The organism is Faecalitalea cylindroides ATCC 27803, assembly GCF_000469305.1.
In the GTDB taxonomy this organism is placed as follows: Bacteria; Bacillota_I; Bacilli_A; order Erysipelotrichales; family Erysipelotrichaceae; genus Faecalitalea; species Faecalitalea cylindroides.
In genome coordinates, this window is the sequence record NZ_KI271020.1 from 1 (window position 1) to 1,112 (window position 1,112).

At 43.2% G+C, this 1,112-nt stretch carries 2 protein-coding genes; both read right to left on the minus strand.

Annotation, left to right across the window (positions count from 1 at the left end; translation table 11 throughout):
* On the minus strand, window positions 1-593 hold a 593-nt coding region (locus HMPREF0367_RS07130; protein WP_035402747.1), incomplete at its 3' end, for a relaxase/mobilization nuclease domain-containing protein.
* Entirely contained in the window at window positions 584-925 is a 342-nt protein-coding gene (locus HMPREF0367_RS07135; protein WP_002594670.1) for a plasmid mobilization protein, read from the minus strand. The genes HMPREF0367_RS07130 and HMPREF0367_RS07135, both read right to left, overlap by 10 nt.
* Between the last annotated feature and the right edge of the window lie 187 nt (window positions 926-1,112).

Genomic DNA, 1,112 nt, shown 5'->3' on the forward strand with positions numbered 1-1,112 from the left:
CCTGCCTTTTCTTTCATCGTCAGATAATCCGACTGCTTACTGCGGTTCGGATTCGGGTCATAGTAAAGTCCGTACTTCTCACAAATTCTGTCTGCAACTTTTCGGAATTTGAACCACGCTTTTTCCTCTCCCCACAAATGTTTGCCATCGACAAAAGAAATAGAGTTGATGACAAAATGGCAATGCAGGTGCTTTGTGTTCAGATGGGTTGTCACAACAACCTGAAATCTTTTACCCCACACTTCATTTGCAAATTCCATTCCGATTTTCTGTGCCATCTCAGGAGATATATCTGTTTCCTTGAAACTCAAATATCCGTGATAGGCTTGGATACCGTCTGTCTTTTGGTACTGTTCCTTAACCGTTATGAACTGGTCACGGGCAATCGCCACATTACAGTTGATACCCTCAACATAAAATTCTCGCTCTGTTTTTTCTTCATCCTTTGCATAAGCAATAACATCAGCAAGAGCCTGATACTGTTCCGGTGAAAACTCCCTTTTGATATTTGCAGAAGTCTTTTCGGGATTGGTTGCATAGTCAATGACCTGACCGAGCCTTTCTGTTACCGACCACAACTTTGTTACTGCCATTTCATTTCGCTCTGATTTGGACGAAGATATGTCCTCTCAATCTCTGACTGGAACTTATTCCACTTTGCAGCTTCATTCTTCAGCATAGGTGCGTCAATGAAACCGAGTGTATTTGCTTTGGCAGCAAGCTGATTGATGTTATTACCGATAGAGGAAAGTTCCCTCATCACATCATAGAAGCGGTCATCGGGTTTCTCTTTCGGCTCGTAACCTCTGATAAGCAAACGGATAAGTCCTGCTTCGGAAAGACAAGCCTTCTTTGCCTTTGCTGCCAAATCCTGTGCTTCCTTGCGGTTAAAGCGTACAATCTTCTGAATGTTTCTCTTTCTCATAATCGGTATCTTCCTTTCTCTTTACTCTGCAATCTTTGTTAATCTGGAATAAGCACATCATCGTAACGCCAAGACAACTGCCGAGCAGTGTTCCGGCGGCGATAAGTAATAACTCTCTCAAATCAAGTTCTCCTTTCTCACGGGGTATTAGGGGCAACCCCTAACGAGCCTTTTACCGTTTGGGAAA